We start from the raw sequence: 19,667 nt of genomic DNA on the forward strand, positions 1-19,667 counted from the left end.
GCGGAGGGGGATTAGCGCCCCATCGCTTCCTGAATGATGTCCATTTCAGCTTCGCGCAGGATCGCGTCGGTGACGCCTTCGGCGTTCACACGCTCGCGGCCAACCTCGAGCATGACGGGGACAGCGAAGGGGCTGATCTTCATCAGCGGTCGGTGATCTATCTTGCCGCGGATACGGGTCAGCATGTCTGACAGGCGGCGGATGTCGAGCAGACCCGTGGCGGCATCCTGCCGGGCGGCCTGCAACAGGATGTGATCTGGCTCATGGCTGCGCAGGACGTCATAGATGAGGTCGGTCGAGAAGGTGACCTGACGGCCGGTTTTCTCCTTGCCCGGCAGGCGGCGCGCAATGACGCCTGAAGTCTGCGCGCACTGGGCAAAAGTTCGCTTCATCAGCGGGCTTTCATCCAGCCATTCTTCAAGATCGTCGCCCAGCATGTCCGGGTGGAAGAGGCCGTCCATATCGACACTGCCCATATCCTCCATCGCCCAGATTGCCATCGCGTATTCCGAGGCGACAAAGCCGAGCGGTTTGGCCCCGGCCCGCTCCAGCCGCCGCGTCAGCAGCATGCCGAGCGTCTGGTGGGCGAGGCGTCCTTCGAAGGGATAGGTCACGAGATAGTGGCGGCCCGCGCGCGGGAAGGTCTCTACCAGCAAATGGTCAGGCGGCGGGATTTCTGATTTCTCGCGCTGGATTTCGAACCATTCACGAACCTGGTCCGGCAGGCCCGACCACTGGTCCGGATCATGGATCATGTGGCGGACGCGATCAGCCAGGAATGTGGTGAGCGGAAACTTGCCGCCATTGTATGTCGGGATGGCCGGCTTGTCGGTTTTCGCGCGTGTGACGAGTACATCAAGCTCCGACACACCAAGGAAGCGAAGGATTTCGCCCGCGAAGAGAAAAGTGTCTCCGGGCGTAAGCGTGGAGATGAAATATTCCTCGATTTCACCGAGTTTGCGCCCTGCCCGCATGGTGCGCTGGTCGCCGCGCACCTTCTTCAGCTCCTCGCCGCCGGACGCCTCGCCGACCTTACCGACGAAGCTCGTGAGGCGGACATTCATCAGCTGGGCCTCGACGATGGCGCCGACATTCATGCGGTGCTGCTGGGCGTCGCGGGCCGTCCGCACGCGCCAGATGCCGTCGCGCCCGCGCACAATGCGTTTGAAGCGGTCATAGGTCTTCAGCGCATAGCCGCCTGTGGCGACGAGATCGACGACGCGCTCATAGGTCTCCCAGTCGAGCCCTTCATAGGGCGCAGCGCGGCGTATCTCGTTGAACAGCGGCTCCAGCTCAAATCCGACGCCGCAGGCCCGGCCCATAATGTGCTGGGCAAGGACATCGAGCGCGCCGAGGCGCATGGGTTCGCCGTCAATCTCTCCGGCTTCGACGGCGGCTTCAGCTGCGCGGCATTCGAGGATTTCAAACCGGTTGGTTGGCACGAGCAGAGCGCGGCTTGCCTCGTCCATGCGGTGATTGGCGCGGCCGATGCGCTGGATGAGCCGCGCTGCGCCTTTCGGGGCGCCCATCTGGATGACTAGGTCCACCCCGCCCCAGTCGATGCCAAGATCGAGCGTCGAGGTACAGACCACGCCTTTCAGCACGCCGGCGGCCATAGCGGCCTCGACCTTGCGGCGCTGTTCGCGGGCGAGAGAACCGTGGTGAAGCGCGATGGGGAGCGCATCTTCATTGGCGCGCCAGAGCTCCTGAAACAGCATCTCGGCCTGGCTGCGCGTGTTGACGAAGACGAGCGCCATCTCCGCTTCCTTGATGGCCTCATAGACCTCCGGCACGGCAAAGCGGCCCGAATGGCCGGACCACGGGATACGCTCCCGCGAGACGAGGATGTCGATGTTCGCGCTGGTGCCGCCTTCTGCGTGGACGAGGTGGACGCCTTTTTTCGCCGAAGTTGCACCTACCCCTCCCCCGCCTGCGGGGGAGGTGGGCCGCGAAGCGGCTCGGAGGGGGGATATCTCGTGCGTAGCGTCTGCCGCCTGCCCCCTCCGCCCTTCGGGTACCTCCCCCGTGAACGGGGGAGGAAGTTCCTGCACAGCTTGGCGTACATCCAGCCAGCCTGCGAGCTGGTCCGGGTCGCGTACGGTTGCAGACAGACCGATGAAGCGGCAGGCGGGTGCCCATTCAGCGAGCGTGGCGAGGCCGAGCGAGAGAAGATCACCGCGCTTGGAGGCGGCGATGGCGTGGATCTCATCGATGATCACGCATTTGAGATCGGAGAAGAACTCATCGGCGTGGTCTGACGCGAGGAAGAGCGCGAGCTGCTCGGGCGTCGTTAGCAGGATGTCTGGCGGATTGGAGCGTTGGCGCTGGCGTTTTGACTGCGGCGTGTCGCCGGTGCGCGTTTCGATGCGGACATCGAGGCCCATTTCCGCGACGGGCGTGTTGAGATTGCGCTCAACGTCCGTTGCGAGAGCCTTGAGCGGCGAGATGTAGAGCGTATGAAGCGCGGGGCGGCCTGAATTGGATTTCGGCCGCTGTGACAGCTCGATCAGGCTGGCCATGAAGCCAGCCAGCGTCTTGCCGCCGCCAGTTGGCGCAATCAGCAGCGCGCTATCGCCTGCGAGCGCAGTTTCAGTGAGGTCCAGTTGATGCTTGCGCGGCACCCAGTTCCGGCTGGCGAACCAGTCGGAAAAGCGGTCAGGCAGGCTGAAATCTGGTCGCGCAGCGTCCGGCATGGGCAAGGACATAGCGCGAACAGGGCGGTCCTGCGAACCCGGTCGGTGGATTAGTTGTAGCCAGCCTCAGCTGCGGTCGCTTCTGCCTGCGCGTCGAGCCTGTCGGTGTGGGCCTGATTGATCGCAGCGATGACATCGCGCGTGAACGCAGCGACATCGAAACGCCCGCCATCAGCCGTGTCGAAGCCGCGTCGCACGATGATCATGTCCAGCGACGGGATGATGACGAGATACTGCCCGCGATTGCCGAAACCGGCATAAGTGTCGGCCGGGACGCCCTCAGAGCGGTCCATCAGCCAGAAGCTGCCGCCATAGCCAAATGGGCTGGAAGAACGGTCTGGCTGGGCCTCTCCCGGTGAAGAGACGAAATCCGTCCAGCCTTCGGCGAGGATGCGCTCATCGCCCCACATGCCATCCTGCAGGTAAAGCTGTCCAAGGCGCGCCATGTCGCGGGCGGTCATCCAGACCTGGCTGGACGAGATGAAATCGCCAGCCCAGTCAGTTTCGAGGACAGTATTCATCGCGCCGATCTTCCAGAGGACGTTTTCATATGGGAAGCCCCAAAAAGCGCCGTCATCATCCATGGTTTCGCGCAGCGCACGCATCGCGGCGAGCGTGTCGTAGTTGGAGTATTTGAAGCGCTCACCCGGCGTGATCTCCAGAGGGTTCACGAAAGCGGTATCGGTCACGAGCGCGCCGCCGAAATAAGTACGGTCGGTCCGGTTGCCCGCGACGCCTGAATCAAGGCCGCTCGCCATCTGCAGGACATTGCGGAGCGTGATCTCGCCTCGCGGATCACCATTGCGCGACCAGGCGTCGAGCAGCGGGGCGCGGTCAAGGTCGAGGAGGTCTTGCTGGACGGCCGCGCCAATGACACTGGCGGTCAGCGATTTGGCGACCGACCAGGTGCGCTGCGGCGTCGTGGCGTTGACGCCGCGGGCATAGCGCTCTGCCATGATCTGACCGTCCATGACGACGAGGACCGCGCTGGTGCGGGTGTCGTCGCCATAAGTCTCTCCGTCGAAAGCGGCGCGGACCGGCTCTTCGAGGCGGGCGGCATAGGGCGAGGCGTCTATCAGCTGCACGGCTTGGCCCAGCGCGGTGGAGCTGTCCCGCTGTCGCATGGGGAAATCGTCTGAAAAACGCGGGAGCACGTCGACATCATCTAGGTCCGCGCCAATGGGCAGAAGCGAGCAGCCAAAGCCTTCACGCCAGGCGGCAATGCGCGGCGGTTCTCCCCGTGCATAGCGCACAGCAACCGTGCGCGAGCGGTCAGAAATATTCGCTTCAGACGTGGAGCGCATCGGCCCGCGATAGTCGGTATAGATGCCGTCGAGCTCATTATATTCGATCTCGGCGCGGCTCTTGTCGGCTGTGAACGTCGCCGAGCAGGTGAAGAGCGCCTTGTAGCCTGCCGCGAGCGCTTTCTGCATGATCTCTGTTTCGCCGCCCTCCTGGGACTGGGCAGGACCTGCGGCCAGTGCGGTAACAATCAGGGCTGAAAGAAAAAGGCGTCGCATTCAGGGTCACTCCATTTGCCGGGCAAGGGGACAGAATTTGCTGTGTCTCCCATGCGGAAAAGGCAGAAACATGGCGGGAAACACCTGACGCCGCGACCTATATAGGTCAGCGATGATCAGACCCGACCTGCTTCTCCATCCCACACCGAAGGGGCTCTATTGCCCGCCCGGCGACTTCTATATCGACCCGGTGCGCGGCGCCGTCGACCGCGCCGTGGTGACGCATGGCCATGCCGACCATGCGCGCGCCGGACATGGCGCCGTGCTCGCCACGCCTGAAACGCTCGCCATCATGGAAGCACGCTATGGCGAGGAATTCACCACAAGCCGCCAGCCAGTCGAGTATGGCGAGACGGTCGAGATCAACGGCGTTACCGTCTGGATGTCGCCTGCCGGGCATGTGCTCGGCTCTGCGCAGGTGGTCGTCGAGTGGAAGGGTCTGCGCATGGTCTGTACCGGCGACTATAAGCGCCGCCGCGACCCGACCTGCCGCCAGTTCGAGCCTGTCCCCGGCACCCATGTCTTCATCTCTGAGGCGACGTTTGGCCTGCCAGTCTTCAGGCATCCTGACACCGATGGAGAGATCAGGAAGCTACTCGACAGCGTCGCCATGTTTCCGGAGCGCACGCACCTTGTTGGTGTCTATGCGCTTGGCAAGGCGCAGCGCGTGATCAAGCTGCTGCGTGAGGCAGGCTATAATGAGACGCTCTATATTCACGGCGCGCTGGAGAAACTCTGCAAGCTTTACGAGGATCATGGCGTTGCGCTTGGACCGCTGGAGACCGCGACGCTGGACACGAAAGAACGCGGCGCGCAGGAGCGGTTTCGCGGCAAGATCGTGCTGGGCCCGCCTTCTTCGTTTCATGACAAATGGGGCCGCCGGTTCCCAGACCCCCTACCCTGTTTTGCCTCTGGCTGGATGAGCGTGCGCCAGCGCGCCAAGCAGTCCGGCGTCGAACTTCCGCTCATCATTTCCGACCATGCCGACTGGGATGAATTGACCGACACCGTCCGCGAGGTCGACCCGGAAGAGCTATGGATCACGCATGGGCGCGAAGACGCGCTGGTGCGCTGGGCCGAACTGGAAGGACGCAAGGCGCGGCCGCTGCGGCTTGTCGGCTATGAGGATGAGAGCATCGACTGATGCAAGAGGCCCCACCCCGACCCTCCCCGCCAGCGGGGAGGGTCGGGGTGGGGTGAGGGACGCACATCGCTCTCTGTCATTGTTGTCGCCCCCTCCTATGTCATTCCGATGCAGGCCTTTTCCGACCTTCTTGAACGACTGATCCTGACCGCTTCGCGCAATACGAAGATCGAGCTGATGGTGAACTATTTTCGCCAGACGCCGAACCCGGCGCGCGGCTGGACTCTGGCGGTGCTGACGGGGGAGCTGGACATACCGGGTGTGAAAGGCGGGTCGATACGCAGGCTGATCGAGGACCGGGTCGATCCTGAGCTGTTTCGCATGTCGTATGACTATGTCGGCGACCTTGCCGAAACCGTCAGCCTGATGTGGCCCGGCACGCGCGGCGCGAACCGGATTCCGCCCATTGATGATGTCATCGAGGCGCTGCTTGGCGCGACGCGTGCGGAAGGCGAGCGGCTTGTCGCAGGCTGGCTGGACATGCTGGAGCCGCCGCAGCGATGGGCGCTTATCAAGATGGTGACCGGCGGGCTGCGCATCGGCGTGTCGGCCCGGCTTGCAAAGGTGGCGCTTGCGGAGATGGGTGGTGTCGAACCCGCAGAGATCGAGGAGATCTGGCACGGCCTCGCCCCGCCCTATGAGAGCCTGTTCGACTGGCTGGATGGCAAGGCCGACAAGCCATCACCGGATATCAAGGCGCCGTTCAGGCCGGTCATGCTGGCCCATCCGCTGGTGACCAAGGATAAGCGCGATGACCCGGAGGCCATCGATCCGGCGATGATCGATCCGGACATCTTTGCCGCCGAATGGAAATATGACGGCATCCGCGTTCAGGCCGTGTCCGAGCGCGGGGTCCGGCGCATGTATACGCGAACCGGCGACGACATCTCCCACACCTTTCCGGACGTGCTGGCCGCGATGGACTTCGAGGCCGCCATCGACGGCGAACTGCTGATCCGTGCCCCGAACGGCGAGGTTGCCCCCTTCAATGAGCTGCAGCAGCGCCTCAACCGCAAGACGGTGACGAAGAAACAGATGGAGGCGCGCCCGGCCATGATCCGCGCCTATGATATTCTGGTCGAGGGCGATGAGGATTTAAGGTCGCTGCCTTTCTCTGAGCGCCGCGAACGGCTGGAAGCCTTTGTCGAGAAGTCCGCCAGCGAGCGTATCGATATCTCACCGCTCGTTCCCGTGACGAACCTCGAGGCGCTTGAAGCAGCCCGCAATGAACCGCCCGCCCCAGAAATCGAAGGGCTGATGCTGAAACGCTGGGACAGCGTCTATGAGGCCGGGCGTCCGACGGGCCCATGGTATAAGTGGAAGCGCGACCCGTTCCTGATCGATGCGGTGATGATGTATGCCCAGCGCGGGCATGGCAGGCGGTCCAGCTTCTATTCCGACTTCACATTTGGCGTCTGGCGCGAAGGCGAGGACGGCGATGAAATAACGCCGGTCGGCAAGGCCTATTTCGGCTTTACCGATGAAGAGCTGAAACAGCTCGACAAGTTCGTGCGCGAGAACACGATCGACCGGTTCGGGCCTGTCCGCTCCGTAACGGCGAACAAGGAGAAGGGCCTCGTGCTGGAGGTCGCATTTGAAGGCCTGCAGCGAAGCCCGCGCCACAAGTCGGGCCTCGCCATGCGCTTTCCCCGTATCAATCGCATCCGCTGGGACAAGCCAAGCGCCGAAGCCGACCGGCTTGAAACGCTAGAAAAAATGCTTCCGGCAGACCCGCTTTTGGATAAAGGCTAGAGGCATGAGCCGGAAAGTTGGCATCGCACTCCTGGTCGTCGCCATCGCGCAGTTTCTGGCGCCGATGTTGCCGGCCATTGGCATCGGCGAACCGATCGGAACGCGCGGCGATGTGGCTGTGAGGCCGCCGGAGCTGCCGCCCGGCACCTTCTTCTCGATCTGGGGCGTCATCTTTCTGAGCTATCTGGTCTTCGCGCTCTCGAACCTCTGGAAGCCAGGCTATCTGGAGCACCGGCTGGCCATGCCCTTGCTGTTCGCAGGCATCGGCAATGTCGTGTGGATGATAAGCGCCCAGTCGCTCGCCAATCAGTATGTCGACCTTGTACTTCTGGTCCCGATCCTTGGTTTTAGCTGGCTCTCAGCGCGGCGGCTGCACCGGATGGGCGGCTTCGATGGGACGCTGGCGCGTTTCAATGCCTGCGTGCTGACAGGGCTTTTCTCTGGCTGGATTACGGCGGCTCTGTCGATCTCACTCGCCGCAACCTGGCGGGAAGCAGCAGGCATGGCACCCAGTAACCATGTGTGGATTTCGCTCTGGATCGCCCTGCTGAGTGCCGGCCTTCTCGCCTGGGTCTTTGCCAGCCGGATCAGCGCGAGCCTCTTCTATTTCGCTGCCCTTGGCTGGGGGATTGCAGGCATCGCCGTCAATAACTGGTACCTGACAGACATGCACTGGCTGAGCGCGGCAGCGGCGCTGTTCGGTCTCTACATCGTCTGGCGCCGGTTGCGTTATGGCGCGCGGCCGGCCTTCGAATAAGGCCTAGCTTTTCGCCTCAGCGATGCGAGCGTTCAGGCTTTCGATGAGCTGGGGTGAGACGTTGCCCGTCTCGTTCAGACCATTCTCACGCTCATAATTGCGGATCGCGGCCTGCGTGCCTCCACCGAGGAGACCGTCAGCCGGGCCCGGCTCATGCCCGAGCGCGGCCAGAGCGGTCTGGACGGCGGCAATCTGTTGCGGCGTCGCGGCGTCTTGTGAGCCCTGCTGCGGGAAGATGCCGTTTGCGGCGCGGTTCGGACGGGTCGGCGTCCAGCCAGCTGCACGCGCGCGGATCTGTGCTGCCTGCTCCTGACCGACGGCATTGGTCAGTTCGGCGACCTTTGGCGGCGCTTCGCTGTCGCCCTGATTGGCCGCAACGGCGTACCAGTAGAGTGCTTCGGCCGGGTTTTCGCTGACACCAAGGCCCAGCTCATGAAGGACGGCGAGGTTGTACTGGCCGTCGGTGACGCCGAACTCCGCTGCCTTGCGGAACCACTCTGCCGCGCCTGCATAGGTCTGCGGCCCGCCTTCGCCTTCGGCGTAATAGACGGCGAGGTCATACATGGCTTTGACATTGCCGCCAGCTGCGCCGCGCTCGGTCCATTCGCGGGCCTTTTCGAGGTCGCGCGGGACGCCGAGGCCGGACTCGTGGAGCTTTGCCAGACGATATTGAGCGACGGCAAGGCCCTGCTCTGCCGCGCGGCGGATCATCGATGGTCCTGAGGTATAGTCACCTGCTTCGAGCTGGCGCTCACCGAGCTGGTATTGGGCAATCGCATCACCGCCCGCGGCGGCCTGTTCAAGCGTCTGACCTTCAGGGATCAGCGCGACGTCCGCAAGCGTTGGCGCAACGGGTTCTGGTGCCGCTTCGACAGGATCACTGACGCCTGCAAGGCTTTCCTCATCCGTGCCGGTGCCCTCAATGACTGGAGCGCCATCTGCAGGCAATGTGCCTTCGAGGTCTTCGGTACGCTCAGAAGGCTGCATCGAGTTGACGGTTTCGGACGGGTTCGCGCCCGCATCAGCTTCTGGCGTCGCTGCGCCGTCGCCTGGTGCGCCAGCCTCTGGAGACGTGTCCACTTCGGATGGTGTGCCGGCACTTGGCGGTGCTGCAACGGATGTTCGTGTTGCAACGTGGGGACGTTCATCCCCGAGGAGCATGTCCTTGCCTAGGAAAAAGCCCGCGCCGACCGCCACAATCGCAACTGCAGCAGCCGCCGGGATCAGCGGGAATTTCCCCGACTTTTCTTCGCGCGGTTCAGCTTTTTTGCGTCCCCCTTTCGGCGCTGCCTTTTGCGGTGCGGCCTCATTGGCGCTCAGCGCAGCCTGGCGGGCACGGTTGAGATAGTCGTTACCGCCGCTCCGGCTGCGCCGCGCGGGCGGCGGCGCACCCCAGTCTGTGTCGGCGGGGGCTTCTTCATAACCGAGATCTTCACCTGTGAAAGGCTCATCGCCTGCGTCATCGAAGTCCGCAAACTCGGCGAAGGGGTCGCTTGTCTGGGGCTCTTCAGAGAAGTCTGCCTCATAATCGAAGGCTTCGCGGCTGGCGACAGGCGGCGGGGCCGCATGGTCACTGTCGTCAAAGTCGAAAGGCTCATCGAAGCCAGGCGCCTCAGCCGCCTGGCGACGCGCAGTCTGCGGCGGCGGTGCAAGCGTTTCCACTTCATCGTCATCCTGCGACATGAAGGCGGCAAAATAGTCATCGTCGGCCGCTTTGCGGGGAGCATCGGCCTTGCGCGCGCCTTTGGATCGTGGGGCTGCCGCATCTTCAAAGGCTTCGAGGCGGGCAGCGAGAGAGGCGATCGCCTTTTGCACCGGCGACAGGGAATTGGCGGATCGCTCCTGAATCTCTTCCATCCGGTCAGACACGCCGCTCAGCGCGTCCGACAGGCGTTTCTGCTGCTCTGTGCGGTCTGTTTCAATAGATTGTTCGAGATCACGTAGCGAGCGCTCCTGACGGGCCTGAAGACGCTGCGAGACACTGGAAACCTGCTCGCCGACCTGTTCGATCGCCTTGGCACTGCGCTTTTCACTCTCGTCGATGCGAGAGCCAAACAGCTCGGCCATCTGCTTCATCTCATTGTTGATCTTCTCGATCATGGCATCGCCCTGCCCGCCCGCATTACCGAGCTGGAGCGTGACCTCATGAGAGAGCGCGTGCATATCGGCGCGGACCGCCTCAATCTGGGCGGCGTAGTCGCGGTCCTCGACATGCTGCAGGCGTTTGCCTAGATGATCAGACATCTGGCCAATCTGCTCTGAAACCCGCGTCAGTGTTTCGGTCGAAGCCTTTTCAGTGGTTGCGAGACGCTGGCGGATCGCGCTGACGGCTTTCTGAATGGCTTCGACAGTTTCCGGCGCGACAGAATTGCGTGCCGCAGCATCGACCTGGCCGCGAAGCTCTGCGAGCTCCCTGACAGTCTTGTCGTGATTGGCTTCCATACGCTCGCGAAGCTCTGAGAATGCTTTCGGCGAGACCGCATCCTTGGCTTCAAAGCGCTGACGGAGGGTTTCGAGAGCCGCCTGCGATGCGTTCCAATTGGTGTCAACGCGCTTGGCAAGATCATCGACGGACGTGCGTGAGGTGCGGCCCGACGACTCCATATCCTGGCGAAGGGTCGCGATAGCCGCGAGCGCGTTGGAATCCTTGCGGTCGAGCGCGTCGGCTAGGTTGGAGAGTGAGTCCTTCAAAGCATCGATCTGCTCGGGCCGCGCCGCCTTGGTCGTAGCCGCATCAATCTCGCTGGCAAGCTTCTGCCGCGTGCCTTCAATGGAAGCGCGAAGCTCAGCTGAGAGGCCTTCAAAGCGGCTTTCAAACTGCTGGCGCAGCGCGGTGGCTGTATCTGGCAATGCTGTGTCAGCGAGTGCGCTGACGCGCTCGCTCAACGTGCCGAAAGTCTGGTCAATCTTATCGAGAGCTTCGTTTGTCTGGGCCTCGGCGCGGTCGAGGCGCGCCTGCAGCGCATCGACCAGCCCCTCCATCGAAGTGAGCGATTTGCTGGTCGTGGTCTCGACAGTGTCGAGGCGGGTGGTGACATCGTCGAGGCGTGCAAGGCGCTGGGCAACATTGGTTTCAAGATCGCTGAAGCGTCCGGACAGGTGCTTTGTCGCGCCTTCAGTGCGAAGCTCGGCCTGCTCGATCTTCTTTGCGAGGTGTGTCGCGGCTTCATCCAGCGTCTTGTCGATGCGTCCCTCGACGCCGGAGACACGTCCGCCAAGCTCTTCAAGGCCGTTCTCGACGCGACGGCGCATATCGGCGGAGTTGTCCTTCTGGCGCGCGGTTTCTTCATGGATGTGGGAAGCGAGTTTGCCGAGCGCGCGCTCCAGCGACTTCAGCGCCTTCACATCGCGGCGACTGTCGCCGCCATGTTCAAGGGATTCCAGTTTCGAGCGCAGGGCATCATGAGTGGACCGGATGTCCTCGATCACGGTCTCATAATTGTTCGAAAGGCCGTCGGTGCGGCGCTGCGCATCTTCGAGGCGTTCGGTAAGGCTCATGATCGAGCGGTCGATACCGCTGAGTGCAACGGCGGAGCGCGCTTCGACCGCCTCCAGCCTGCCGAGAAGGTCACGTACGATGCCTGCAGAGCCCGCCCCCGGATAGTCGCCGCCGCCATCGCCGCCTCCGGCTGCGAGGCGCGGCACGTCGCCAGACTGCGAAGTTGAGCCAGAGCCGCCAACGGACCCGCCGGGTCCATCGGTTTCCATCTTGAGCATACGGTTAATATATTCGCTGATGGTGAGGCCCTCTTCACGAGCCGCTTCCCTTGCGGCTTCGCGCGCGCGCTCGTCGCTCCCCTTCACGCTCCAGGGCCCGTAATTAGACATACGCGAACTCCTCAATTCCGGGGCAGCACTTCTGCAGAAAGCGCATGCCGGATCACCGCATTGATCCACCGATGCCGAGGTTCGTCTTAAAAGGTCGTTAAAATGGTAAACAGAATGGCCTGATCGATTCAGACATCAGCAGCTGACGCTACGGAGGGGCTTTACTCTGACGCAAAGGTAAGGCTAACGTTGACGTATACGTAAACAACAAAATCAGGAGGAAACCATGCCAGACACAGCTTCCCTTTCGATCTCCGAAAGCCGGACCTACTCGATTTCCGAGCTCGCACGCGAGTTCGGCATCACGCCGCGCGCGCTGCGCTTCTACGAGGACAAGGACATGCTGCACCCTGCCCGGGACGGCATGACCCGTGTCTATTCACACCGCGACCGCGCCCGCGTCACGATCATCGTTCGCATGAAGCGCCTCGGCCTGCCGCTGGCTGATATCCGCGAAATCCTCGACCTCTACGGCCTTGGCGACAATGAGCGCGCCCAGAAGCGCAAGACGCTCGAGAAGTTCCGCAACCAGGTCAAGGAATTCGAGAACCAGCGCGAAGACATCGAGATCGCCCTCGGTGAACTCCAGAAGGGCATAGACTGGCTCGAAAACGATCTTGCCAAGATCGGCCCGGCCAACGATCAGGCCCGCAATGTTGCGGCATATGATGCCGTCGCGCGCAAACAGCTGGACGACGCATAGGCCGGGCGTAAAATCCAATCACAATCCAGGTAGCCGGCCCGTCTTCGTGATGGGCCGGTTGCATTGCAATTCAAGACTGAAGAGAGCTTTCACGAATGCCACGCTATGACGCGCCGATCCGGGACATGAAATTCATCTTCCACGATGTGCTGGCCCTGCAGAACTATTCCAACCTTGATGGCTTCGCCGATGCGACCCCGGACATTGTCGATCAGATCCTGGAAACGAGCGGCAAGTTCGCAAGTGAAGTCCTCTTCCCGCTGAACAAGGTCGGCGACAAGCAAGGCTGCAAACGCGCCGAAGATGCGTCGGTCAAGACGCCAGACGGCTTCCCGGATGCATACAAACAGTTTGTCGAGAATGGCTGGCCGCTCCTGTCGAAGACGCCGGAGATGGGCGGTCAGGGTCTTCCACACACGCTGTCGATCGCCGTCAGCGAGATGATGTCTGCTGCCAATATGGCCTTCGCCATGTATCCGGGGCTGACCTCTGGCGCCTATGAGGCGCTGATGGCCGGCGGCTCTGACGAACAGAGGCAGACCTATGGTCCGAAAATGGCGACCGGCGAGTGGGCCGGCACCATGAACCTGACCGAGCCGCAGTGCGGCACCGATCTTGGCCTCATCAAGACGAAAGCCGTGCCGCAGGGCGACGGCTCCTACAAGCTGTCTGGACAGAAGATCTGGATTTCAGGCGGTGAGCAGGACCTGACCGAGAATATCGTCCACCTCGTGCTCGCCCGAATTGAAGGCGCACCTGAAGGCATCAAGGGCATCTCGCTCTTCGTCGTGCCGAAATATTTCGTCAATGAAGACGGGTCACTCGGTGAGCGTAACAAGGTGTCCTGCGGCGGCCTTGAAGAGAAGATGGGTATTCACGGCAATGCCACCTGCGTGATGAACTATGACGAGGCGACCGGCTGGCTCGTCGGCGACGAGCATAAAGGCATGCGCACCATGTTCATCATGATGAACGAAGCGCGGCTTGGCGTCGGCATGCAGGGCCTCGCCCAGGCAGAAGTCGCCTATCAGAACGCCGCTGACTTTGCGCGTGAGCGCCTGCAGAGCCGTGCGCTGTCCGGCCCGAAGGCACCGGAGAAGCCAGCCGATCCGATCATCGTCCACCCGGACGTGCGCCGCATGCTGATGGACACGCGCGCCTTCATCGAAGGCGCCCGCATGTTCAGCTACTGGACAGCGCTGCACGGCGATCTTCTGCACAAGTCGCCTGACGAGAAAGTGCGCGAGAAGGCGGGCGACTATATGGCGCTTATGACGCCAGTGGTGAAAGCGTTCCTGACGGACCGCGGCCTGAAGGCCTGTAACGACGCCCTCCAGCTGCATGGCGGCACCGGCTTCACGACAGAGCAAGGCGTCGAGCAGTATGTTCGTGATGTACGCATCGCCCTCATCTATGAAGGCACGAACGGCATTCAGGCGCTGGACCTGGTCGGCCGCAAGCTGGCCGCCAATGGCGGACGCGCTGTCTTCACCTTCTTTGCAGAGCTTGATGACTTCATTGCTGAGAATGAGGGCGATGAAGAGCTTAAGCCGTTCATCCAGGCACTCAGCACCGCCAAGGGCGAGCTTCAGGAAGCGACCAGCTGGCTGATGCAGAATGGCATGAGCGACTTCAACAATGCAGGTGCCGCTTCCATGGACTATCTGGAGCTCTTCGGCCTGACGGCGCTGGGCTTCATGTGGGCCAAGATGGCCAAGACCGCGATCGAAAAGCGCGGCAGCGACCCGTTCTATGACGACAAACTCGTCACAGGACGGTATTATATCAGCCGTATCCTCCCAGAGACGTCGGCCCATCTGGCCAAGCTGAAAACCGGTGCTGAGCCCCTCATGGCGCTCGACGCTGACCGGTTCTAGAAATTGGCCCCGAAGCCCGTCACCGCACGGGTTTCGGGGCTGCTAAAACTGACGCGCCCTGACGCGGCGTGAGGACTCGTCCCGCAAGAGGACGGGCATTATAAAATTGACGTGAACGTAAACGACAACCTGTCGATACAGACGCGATTGAGGGAGATATTGATGCAGGACGTGCTGAACGTACCACCAGCAAAATGGCGTGATGATGAGGAGATCTCGATCTTCTCCGACGCTGTCGGCCAGTTCTTTGAGCGTGAGTGCAAGCCGCACGTCGAAGAGTGGCGCAAGCAGGGCTATGTGCCCCGCGAGATGTGGAAGAAGGCAGGCGAAGCCGGTCTCCTCTGCGCGTCCATCTCTGACGAATATGGCGGCGCGGGCGGCGATTTCCGCCACGAAGCGGTGATCATTGAACAACAGCAGTGGAAGGGCATCGACGGCTTCGGCATCACCCTGCACAACGCCATCATCGCCCCCTACATCGAGACGTTCGGCTCTGAAGAGCAGAAGAAGAAGTGGCTACCACGCCTCGCTTCAGGCGACCTCATTGCCGCGATCGCCATGACCGAGCCGGGCACTGGCTCTGATCTGCAAGCCGTAAAGACGACGGCCAAGAAGGATGGCAATCACTATGTCATCAACGGGTCCAAGACTTTCATCTCCAACGGCCAGACCGCGAACCTGATTGTCACCGTTGCCAAGACCGACCCGAACAAAGGCGCGAAGGGCATCTCTCTTATCATTGTAGAGACTGACGAAGTCGAAGGCTTCGAGCGTGGCCGTAATCTTGAGAAGATCGGCCAGAAGGCTGCCGACACATCAGAGCTTTTCTTCAATGATGTGCGCGTGCCGACCTCAAACCTGCTCGGCCCGGAAGAAGGTCAGGGCTTCGTCCAGCTGATGACGAAGTTGCCTCAGGAGCGTCACGTTATCGGCCTGCAAGGCGTTGGCATGATCGAGCGCGCCATTGCCGAAACCACAGCTTATGTGAAGCAGCGCAAAGCCTTCGGCGGCACGATCTGGGATTTCCAGAACACGCAGTTCAAGCTGGCAGAGTGCAAGACCGAAGCGACGGTCGCCAAGGTCTTCGCAGACCACTGCACGCAGCTTCTGATCGAGAACAAACTCGATGCGGCGACGGCCTCAATGTCGAAATACTGGATCTCTGACCTGCAGTGCAAGATCATCGACGAGTGCCTGCAGCTTCACGGCGGCTATGGCTATATGGACGAGTACCCAATCGGCCAGATGTATGCGGATGCGCGCGTCCAGCGCATCTATGGCGGCGCGAACGAAGTCATGAAAATGCTCATCGCGCGAACGATGTAGCGCAGATGATACGCTGGCTCGGCATAGCGTCCATCATCCTCGGGATCATCTCGGTCCTGATGGGAGCGTATGTCGAGTTTGGCCGACCAGACGCGGGCGTCAGTGGGTTTGCGCCGATGGCGCTCGGCCTCGGCTCGCTCGTGATCGGCCTGATTGTCTACCGCCAGTCCAAACACCTGAATAAATGAATGTCCTGAAAGGAGCTTAATCCAAATGACAGAAGCCTATATCTACGATGCTGTGCGCACCCCGCGCGGCAAAGGCAAGCAGAGCGGTTCGCTGCACGAAATCACGTCGCTCTCGCTGGCAACGCAGGCGCTTCAGGCGATCCGCGACCGCAACGAGCTCGATACCAATTATGTCGATGACGTCGTTCTTGGCTGTGTGTCGCCTGTCGGCGAACAGGGCGGCGACATTGCCCGTATTGCCGTGCTGAACGCGGAATATGCCGAAACCACCGCCGGTGTTCAGGTCGACCGTTTCTGCGCCTCGGGCCTCGAAGCCTGTAACATGGCAGCAGCCAAGGTCATGACCGGCGAAGCGGACATGGCAATTGGCGGCGGCGTCGAAGCAATGTCACGCGTTCCAATGGGCGCAGCCGGCGGCGCTTGGTCGTCCGACCCATCCATCGCGATCAAGTCCTACTTCGCGCCGCAGGGCGTTGGCGCAGACACGATTGCGACCAAGTGGGGCTTCTCGCGCGATGATGTCGACGCTTATGCCGTCGAGTCCCAGAAGCGCGCCGCAGCCGCGTGGAAAGAAGGCCGCTTCTCCAAGTCCATCGTTCCTGTGAAAGACCAGATGGGTGCGATCATCCTCGACCATGACGAGCATATGCGCCCTGACGCAGACATGCAGTCGCTCGCAGGCCTCAACCCATCCTTTGCAGGCATGGGCGGAATGGGCTTCGACGAGGTCATCAAGCAGCGCTATCCAGAGCTGGAAAAGATCGACCACGTCCACCACGCCGGTAACTCCTCGGGTATCGTTGACGGTGCATCCGCGGTGCTTTTCGGCTCGAAGGAAATGGGTGAGCGTCTGGGCCTCAAGCCACGCGCACGCATCAAGTCCATGGCTTCGATCGGTTCTGAGCCAGCTATCATGCTGACCGGCCCGACAGCGGTGTCCCAGAAGGCGCTGAAAAAGGCGGGCATGGAAGTCGGCGATATCGACATCTACGAGCTGAACGAAGCCTTCGCCTCGGTTCCGATGCTGATGATGCACCTTCTCGGCATTCCGCACGAGAAGATGAACGTGAATGGCGGCGCCATTGCCATGGGCCACCCGCTTGGCGCGACCGGCGGCATGCTGCTCGGCACCATGCTCGACGAGCTTGAGCGTTCCGACAAGGAAACCGCACTCGTCACGCTCTGTGTGGGCGCAGGCATGGGCACGGCCACGATCATCGAGCGCGTCTAATGAACGAGGCGGCGATGCAACGGGGTTTGCCGATTGGCATTGGCTTAGGCCTGTCAATCGGTGCTGCCCTGGGCGTCGCCCTCGGTGCCGCGATGGGCAACATGGCATTCATGGGGATCGGCCCGGCCATGGGCCTTGGTTTCGGTATCGCTCTGGCGCCCGCTTTCGGGAAAGCCATGATCGAACAGGACAAAGCAAAGACAAAGACGGAAGACGGCCCCAACGAGGGCTGAGCTTCAAGAGGAAAGCATAGATGGAACTCGAAACATTCAAATTCGACATTGACGGCGACGGTATTGCGCATGCCGCCTTCGACGTGCCGGGCCGCAGCATGAACACGCTGACCGGTCAGGCCGTTCAGGACATCATCGCAATTGCCAAAGAGGTTGCCAGCAACGACAAGATCAAGGGCCTCGTCCTGTCGTCGGGCAAGCCTTCGGGCTTCTGCGCCGGTGCAGACCTTGGCGAGATGGGCAACCGTGCAGGCGCTGGCGACAGCTCCAGCAAAAGCGAAGACGAGAAGCTGAAAGAGCGCTTCAATCAGGGCTTCGCGCTGAACAAGACACTTCGTGAGCTTGAAACCTGCGGCAAGCCTGTTGCCTGCGCCCTGAATGGCCTCGCCCTCGGCGGCGGTCTCGAAGTGGCGCTGGCCTGTCACTACCGCGTTGCCGCCAATGATAATCCGAAGCAGCAATTCGGCCTGCCGGAAGCCAAGATCGGCCTCCTGCCAGGTGCTGGTGGCACGCAGCGTCTGCCGCGCCTCGTCGGCGTTCAGGCTGCCCTGCCGCTGATCCTTCAGGGCGAAAGCTTTGACGCAGAAAAAGGCAAGGCGATGGGCGTCATCCAGGAGCTCGCACCCGGTGCAGAGGTCGTGGAGAAAGCCAAGGCCTGGGTGAAAGCGAACCCGACCGCCAAGGCGCCATGGGACGAAAAAGGCTTCAAGGTTCCAGGCGGCGTTCCGCATCGCAGCCCGGGCGCCGGTCAGGTCATGACGATGGCGAACGCCATGCTTCACGCCAAGACCTATGGCAACTTCCCGGCCCAGAAGAACATCCTGTCCTGTGTCTATGAAGGCATTCAGGTGCCGATCGATGCAGGCCTTCGGATCGAGACCCGCTACTTCATCAACACCCAGTCGCGCCCGGAAGCCAAGGCGATGATCCGCTCGCTCTTCCTGTCGACGCAGGCCCTGTCCAAGGGCGGCAACCGTCCGGAAGGCTACCCGAAGACCGAGTTCAAGAAGATCGCGGTGATCGGTGCAGGCCTGATGGGTGCAGGCGTTGCCTATGTTCAGGCGAAAGCCGGTATCCCGACCGTGCTCGTCGACGTGTCCAAGGAAAACGCCGAGAAGGGCAAGGATTACTCCCGCCGTCTCGTCGAGAAGGACGTCTCCCGCGGCAAGTCGACCAAGGAAAAGGGTGACAAGCTGCTCGACCTTATCACGACGACCGACAATTATGACGATGTGAAGGGCGCCGACCTGGTCATTGAGGCGGTCTTCGAGAACCAGGAACTGAAAGCGAAGATCACCGAGCAGGCCGAAGCTGTGCTGGGCGAAGATGCTGTGTTCGGCTCCAACACCTCCACTCTGCCGATCACGGGTCTCGCCAAGGCATCGAAGCGCCCTGAGAACTTCATCGGCATCCACTTCTTCTCCCCAGTGGAGCGGATGGGCCTGGTTGAGATCATCTCGGGCGAGGAGACGTCCGAAGCGACGCTGGCCAAGGCGGTCGATTACGTTCTTGCCATTCGCAAGACGCCAATCGCGGTCAATGACAGCCGCGGCTTCTACACCTCGCGCTGTTTCGGCACCTATACGCGCGAAGGCATGGAAATGCTGGCCGAAGGTATCAAGCCTGCGATCATCGAGAATGTTGGCCGTCAGTCCGGTATGCCGATGGGCCCGTTGGAAGTGTCCGACTCTGTTGGCCTCGACACTGCCCTGAAAGTGACCCGCGCAACAGCAGAGGCAATGGGCGTCGACATCCAGAAAGATGACCGCACCCAGTTCCTCGCCTGGCTCGTTGAAGACAGCGGCCGCGTTGGCCGTAAGGCTGGCAAGGGCTTCTACGACTATAATGAGAAGGGCAAGCCAGAGCGCCTCTGGCCGGACCTCAACACCCGCATCGATGTGAAAGTCGATGAGTGCCCGCCAGAGCTGAAGAAGCACTACATCAACCGCCTCCTGATCCGGCAGGCGATTGAGGTTGCCCGCTGCTTCGAAGAAGGCGTCATCACCGATGCTCGCGATGCTGACATCGGCTCCATCCTCGCCTGGGGCTTTGCGCCTTATACGGGCGGCTGCTGTTCCTATGTGGATCTCGTCTGGGGCATCAAAGCCTTTGTCGAGGAAGCCACGAAAATGGAAGAGAAGTATGGTGAGCGCTTCAAGGTGCCAGACCTTCTGAAAGACATGGCTGCCAAGGGTGAAGGCTTCTACGACCGCTTCCCACCGGGCGGCGTGAAGGCAAAAGTCGCCGCTTAAGCGGCGCGCCTGAATAATCTACAGAAAGCCGGGGCAGTTGCCCCGGCTTTTTCTTTTCGTGATTTCAGGAGCTTATTGGATTTTACCTAAGGTCGAGTTTTTCGTCCGTATTGTCCCCTATTTCCCTTTGTAGATGTTTGCGTTTATTAGAGAACACGTGTCG

At 61.5% G+C, this 19,667-nt stretch carries 13 protein-coding genes; 10 read left to right on the forward strand and 3 right to left on the reverse strand.

All coding sequences use genetic code 11. The features are described 5' to 3' along the window. Positions 1 to 11 precede the first annotated feature (11 nt). Positions 12 to 2,705, reverse strand: a complete 2,694-nt coding sequence (locus D1222_RS04610; protein ID WP_119453028.1) for a ligase-associated DNA damage response DEXH box helicase — start codon at positions 2,703 to 2,705, stop codon at positions 12 to 14. A gap of 38 nt (positions 2,706 to 2,743) precedes the next feature. Beyond that, positions 2,744 to 4,213: a serine hydrolase domain-containing protein gene (locus D1222_RS04615; RefSeq protein WP_119453029.1), complete on the reverse strand. Its 1,470-nt coding sequence runs from the start codon at positions 4,211 to 4,213 to the stop codon at positions 2,744 to 2,746. A gap of 112 nt (positions 4,214 to 4,325) precedes the next feature. Here D1222_RS04615 and D1222_RS04620 point away from each other — a divergent pair, with 112 nt between their 5' ends. The 3 genes from D1222_RS04620 (at position 4,326) to D1222_RS04630 (ending at position 7,866) form a co-directional block, all read left to right on the forward strand. Next, a complete protein-coding gene (locus D1222_RS04620; RefSeq protein WP_119453030.1) occupies positions 4,326 to 5,357 on the forward strand; it encodes a ligase-associated DNA damage response exonuclease in 1,032 nt (343 codons plus the stop codon). 108 nt (positions 5,358 to 5,465) lie between these two features. Next, complete coding sequence (locus D1222_RS04625; protein WP_119453031.1) at positions 5,466 to 7,109, forward strand: cisplatin damage response ATP-dependent DNA ligase; 1,644 nt, start codon at positions 5,466 to 5,468, stop codon at positions 7,107 to 7,109. Between the two features lie 4 nt (positions 7,110 to 7,113). Beyond that, positions 7,114 to 7,866 carry a hypothetical protein gene (locus D1222_RS04630; protein ID WP_119453032.1) on the forward strand — a complete coding sequence of 251 codons (753 nt, stop codon included), beginning with the start codon at positions 7,114 to 7,116 and terminating at the stop codon, positions 7,864 to 7,866. Positions 7,867 to 7,869: 3 nt separating this feature from the next. Here D1222_RS04630 and D1222_RS04635 read toward each other — a convergent pair whose 3' ends face one another. Further along, on the reverse strand, positions 7,870 to 11,694 hold the full coding sequence (locus D1222_RS04635; protein ID WP_119453033.1) for a peptidoglycan-binding protein: 3,825 nt from the start codon (positions 11,692 to 11,694) through the stop codon (positions 7,870 to 7,872). A gap of 226 nt (positions 11,695 to 11,920) precedes the next feature. Between D1222_RS04635 and D1222_RS04640 the strand changes: the two genes are divergently transcribed. From D1222_RS04640 to D1222_RS04670, 7 genes are all read left to right on the forward strand, one after another. Beyond that, positions 11,921 to 12,397, forward strand: a complete 477-nt coding sequence (locus D1222_RS04640; protein WP_119453034.1) for a MerR family transcriptional regulator — start codon at positions 11,921 to 11,923, stop codon at positions 12,395 to 12,397. 95 nt (positions 12,398 to 12,492) lie between these two features. Then, positions 12,493 to 14,274 carry an acyl-CoA dehydrogenase C-terminal domain-containing protein gene (locus D1222_RS04645; RefSeq protein WP_119453035.1) on the forward strand — a complete coding sequence of 594 codons (1,782 nt, stop codon included), beginning with the start codon at positions 12,493 to 12,495 and terminating at the stop codon, positions 14,272 to 14,274. Positions 14,275 to 14,436: 162 nt separating this feature from the next. Beyond that, on the forward strand, positions 14,437 to 15,600 hold the full coding sequence (locus D1222_RS04650; RefSeq protein ID WP_119453036.1) for an acyl-CoA dehydrogenase family protein: 1,164 nt from the start codon (positions 14,437 to 14,439) through the stop codon (positions 15,598 to 15,600). A 5-nt stretch (positions 15,601 to 15,605) separates the two neighbouring features. After that, positions 15,606 to 15,788 (forward strand): hypothetical protein, encoded by a 183-nt coding sequence (locus D1222_RS04655; RefSeq protein ID WP_119453037.1) that lies wholly within the window; start codon positions 15,606 to 15,608, stop codon positions 15,786 to 15,788. A 25-nt stretch (positions 15,789 to 15,813) separates the two neighbouring features. Next, the gene (locus D1222_RS04660; protein ID WP_119453038.1) at positions 15,814 to 17,019 is read left to right on the forward strand and encodes an acetyl-CoA C-acetyltransferase; all 1,206 of its coding nucleotides are present in this window, start codon (positions 15,814 to 15,816) and stop codon (positions 17,017 to 17,019) included. Beyond that, positions 17,019 to 17,252, forward strand: coding sequence for a hypothetical protein (locus D1222_RS04665; RefSeq protein WP_119453039.1), 234 nt, complete (start codon positions 17,019 to 17,021; stop codon positions 17,250 to 17,252). Before D1222_RS04660 ends, D1222_RS04665 begins: the two co-directional genes overlap by 1 nt. 20 nt (positions 17,253 to 17,272) lie before the next feature. Beyond that, positions 17,273 to 19,504, forward strand: a complete 2,232-nt coding sequence (locus D1222_RS04670) for a 3-hydroxyacyl-CoA dehydrogenase NAD-binding domain-containing protein (protein ID WP_119453040.1) — start codon at positions 17,273 to 17,275, stop codon at positions 19,502 to 19,504. Positions 19,505 to 19,667 lie beyond the last annotated feature (163 nt).

Origin of the sequence: Henriciella algicola (assembly GCF_003576245.1) — a bacterium.
In the GTDB taxonomy this organism is placed as follows: Bacteria; Pseudomonadota; Alphaproteobacteria; order Caulobacterales; family Hyphomonadaceae; genus Henriciella; species Henriciella algicola.